At 48.1% G+C, this 3,970-nt stretch carries 3 protein-coding genes; all 3 read left to right on the top strand.

The window, feature by feature from the left end; all coding sequences use genetic code 11:
• The first annotated feature begins 237 nt into the window (after window positions 1-237).
• Entirely contained in the window at window positions 238-1,161 is a 924-nt protein-coding gene (locus Q0R35_RS07415; protein ID WP_295615519.1) for a cytochrome c oxidase subunit II, read from the top strand.
• A 389-nt stretch (window positions 1,162-1,550) separates the two neighbouring features.
• Window positions 1,551-3,203, top strand: coding sequence for a cbb3-type cytochrome c oxidase subunit I (locus tag Q0R35_RS07410; RefSeq protein ID WP_295615517.1), 1,653 nt, complete (start codon window positions 1,551-1,553; stop codon window positions 3,201-3,203).
• A gap of 336 nt (window positions 3,204-3,539) precedes the next feature.
• Window positions 3,540-3,970 (top strand): cytochrome c oxidase subunit 3 (locus Q0R35_RS07405; RefSeq protein ID WP_295615515.1); only part of this gene is annotated, 431 nt, incomplete at its 3' end.

The following is a 3,970-nucleotide window of genomic DNA, read 5'->3' as shown; positions in this document are numbered from 1 at the left end:
CATAAAAACGCCGCTTGTGGGTACCCGAAGATCTACGCTTTTACTAGGATTTAAATATTGTCTTGTCTATCCTCTATTCCCTATTCCCTAAATAAATGAACGATCGATTTCGAGACAATATAGTATTAGGTGTAGGTGTCGCGGAAAAGCCCCCCCTTTATAAGGGGGGGTTGGGGGGGTAAATTAACCTCAAACGAAGCTAGTTTCTACTTCCATCCATCCTCTACCCTCTACCCTATGAACGATCGATTTCGAGACAATATAGTTTTAGGTGTAGGTGTCGCGATCGCGATGATTATTAGCTATTGGGTGGGACAACAAGCCTTTAGCTGGATGCCGCCTGTTGCCACCCAGGAAGCTCAACAAGTCGATAATTTGTTTAGTTTCTTAGTTTCGATCGGAACGTTCGTTTTCTTGGGCGTGGCGGGGATGATTGGCTGGGCGATCGTCACTTGTCGCGCCGAACGCGGGGACTTCTCCGAAGCACATCCAGCGCGGGGGAGTGCCGCATTAGAAGTGTTATGGCTGGTGGGGCCGACGATTTTGGTGATGTGGATTGCCGTTCAAAGTCAACATATTTATCAACTGCTCAATCTTGACGGACTTCATGCCTTTGCCCATTCTCCTACCGTAGCAACCGCGATCGCGCCTAAAGCCAACTCCCAACAAACGATCGGGATAACCGCTAAACAGTGGGCATGGACATTTCACTATCCTGGCAATATTACCAGCGACGAATTACACCTACCCGCAAATCAAACTACTCGCCTAGTCATGGAATCAGAAGATGTCATTCATGGATTTTACGTCCCCGCCTTTCGGATCAAACAAGACATCATCCCCAACCTCAAGATCTCCTTAAATATCAACCCCTTACGCGCCGGAAAATACCGACTTCAAGACTCCCAATTTAGTGGCACTTACTTCGCCTTAATGAAAGCGGATGTATATGTAGAACCGATCGCCAAATATCAAAGCTGGTTATCCAGTTCCGCCCGACTAGACCCAACCCTAGCAACCAATCCAGCCGCGATCGAACACGCTAATCCTAGCAATAAACTCGGCGCGAAATGGCCATCGATCGCACCTAATGCGCCGTCGATTTTCAATGCTAAGGGAGGGGAAGACAAATCCAGCGGACTCGATCGACATCATGCCTGAATTAATGTGAGTTCGTGTTGACGATCTTCGATCCCTTCAAGAACCGCTTTTTCTGGAACATTTAAGTTTGTAGGGGCAGGTTTATGCCACTAATCCAAACTTGAAGTCAACCTTCGGACGAACCTGCCCAACCCCACCAGCAACCTAAATATTGCTTCACCAACCGCAGGAGAAAAACGATCTGATGGTTATTAGTGGGGAGGGCGGGTTTGTCCGATAGTTATCGTTATATTCGCGATCGATAGCATAAAGCGGCATTTTTATTCTGGGGTTCCCCCAGAATAAAAAAACGACAAGACACCCGCCCCTACAGATTTTTGTTCTTCAATAGTTATTCGATCGATCTCTTATAGACAATATCCACAAGTACCGTTGGCGAATCATCACCTATGACGCATCCCCACCAAGCAACCGATCGATTTAGCCCCATCCCATCATTCCGCTGGAACCGATATCTCACCTTCACCACCGATCACAAAGAAATCGGCATCCAGTACCTATTCGTCACCTTCTTTTTCTTCCTCGTCGGCGGCTTAATGGCGATGCTGATCCGCGCCGAATTGCTTACACCTCAACTCAACCTTCTCAGCCGCCCCCTCTACAACGGACTCTTCACCCTTCACGGCACGATCATGATTTTCCTCTGGGTGATTCCAGTCCAGGTGGGACTGGCAAACTACCTAGTCCCATTGATGATTGGAGCCAGAGATATGGCTTTCCCCAAACTCAACGCGATCGCCTTCTGGCTGCTCCCTCCGGCTGGATTGCTGCTGCTATCGAGCTTATTTATCCCTGCTGGTTCGGCACAGGCTGGCTGGTGGTCGTATCCACCAATTAGTACTCAAGTGCCACAGGGTGTGGTTATTAATGGCGAATCGCTATGGCTGATTAGTATCTTCCTAATTGGGATCTCCTCCTTACTAGGTGCGGTCAATTTTATCTCGACGATTATCTGGATGCGGGCACCAGGGATGACGTTTTTTAGGATGCCAATTTTTGTCTGGACGGTCTTGAGCGCGCAACTACTACAGCTAGTTTGTCTACCTGCGCTCACAGGAGCGGTAATCCTGCTATTTTTCGATCTCAATTTCGGGACGACCTTTTTTCAACCCTTCGCGCAGGGTAGTCCGGTACTGTACCAGCATTTATTTTGGTTTTACTCCCATCCGGCAGTATATGTGATGGTGCTGCCTTCATTTGGCATTTTTTCCGAAATTATTCCCGCGTTTACCCGCAATCCCCTGTTCGGTTATCGATCGGTTGCAATTGCGTCGATCGGGATTGCCGTAATTAGTACCTCGGTGTGGGTACATCATATGTTCGCCAGCGGTACTCCTGATTGGGTGCGGATGTTATTTATGTTTACCACGATGCTAGTTGCCGTCCCCACTGGGGTGAAAGTCTTCGCATGGACGGCGACAATCTGGCGGAGTCGGCTGCATTTGGACACGCCCTTACTTTTTGCGATCGGCGGCGTTTTGATGTTCACGATCGCCGGAATTACGGGGGTGATGTTGGGTTCGGTACCCTTCGATCTCCATGTGAATAATACCTATTTTATCGTCGGTCACTTCCACTATGTGGTATACAACACGATTACGATGGCGATCTTTGCGGCGATTTATTTTTGGTTCCCTAAAATTACCGGACGGATGTATTCGGAAAACTGGGGCAAGATCCATTTCGGGCTGACATTTGTCGCTGCCAATCTCCACTTTTTCCCGATGTTCCCGTTAGGGTTACAGGGAATGTTACGTCGATCGGCTTCCTATGCAGCGGAGTACGCGGATTGGAATGTGTTATCGAGTATCGGTTCGTTTCTACTCGGCGTGTCGATCTTGCCGTTTATCGCGAATATTATCGTTTCGGCGATCGATGGTAAACCTGCGTCCGATAATCCTTGGCACGCAACGGGTTTGGAATGGAGTATCGCTTCGCCTCCGCCGCCGGAGAATTTTGACGAGATTCCAGAGGTGTCTTTACCGCCCTATAACTATGGCGATCCGCAATATTCAGTCCAAGATCCGAGCAATCCTTATTAGATTCGATCGGAGTGAGTTTTATTACTTGCAAACCCTAGAAGATCCCCCCTAGCCCCCCTTAAAAAGGGCTACCCTGTATACATATCTCTAGAAATAAGCGAAATTGGTGTGAATCCCCCAAACCCCCTTATAAAAAGGGCTAAGATCCGGATCTTAGTCCCCCTTTTTAAGGGGGATTTAGGGGGATTCAGATCTCGAAACGAAGTCTATCCGACTTGTGTATACACCGTAGCTTAAAAAGGGGGGAACCGGACTCTTAGTCCCCCTTTTTAAGGGGGATTTAGGGGGATCTACGGGTTAACAACTTAGCACTAAAGACCTCTCAGTCACACTCCTATGACCAGACTCAAACCTGCACCCGTTCAGAAAACTCATGATGATGAGAGTCCGATTAATTTAGAGCGAATCCGGCAAAGTCTCCCGCAATGGTTACAGCGATTTTTGCCTAGCGGTGGTGGTTTTCATCACGACGCACACGGACAGGCGATGTTTGGGTTTACGATCTTTTTAGTGTCTGAGAGTCTGATTTTTGTCAGCTTTTTTGTTACTTATATTCTGCTCCGCAATAGTATTACTAATTGGGTACCGCCTGGAGTGAAGGGGCCACAAATCTCTACGGGATTAATTATCGCAACGGTGGTGTTGCTTTCTAGTAGTTTCGTTATTTATTTTGCCGATCGATCGCTCCAACGTGGCAACCTTGCCCGATTTCGGTTCTTGTGGGTGCTGACTTCGGCAATGGGGTTATTTTTTCTGCTGAATACTGC

The organism is Chamaesiphon sp. GL140_3_metabinner_50 (assembly GCF_025361915.1).
Lineage (GTDB): Bacteria > Cyanobacteriota > Cyanobacteriia > Cyanobacteriales > Chamaesiphonaceae > Chamaesiphon.
This window is presented reverse-complemented; position numbering and strand designations above follow the sequence as displayed.

Bases quoted from the DNA above. Each gene is read 5' to 3' on its own strand.
- Q0R35_RS07415 (WP_295615519.1), top strand. From the start codon at position 238: ATGAACGATCGATTTCGAGACAATATAGTTTTAGGTGTAGGTGTCGCG.
- Q0R35_RS07410 (WP_295615517.1), top strand. From the start codon at position 1,551: ATGACGCATCCCCACCAAGCAACCGATCGATTTAGCCCCATCCCATCA.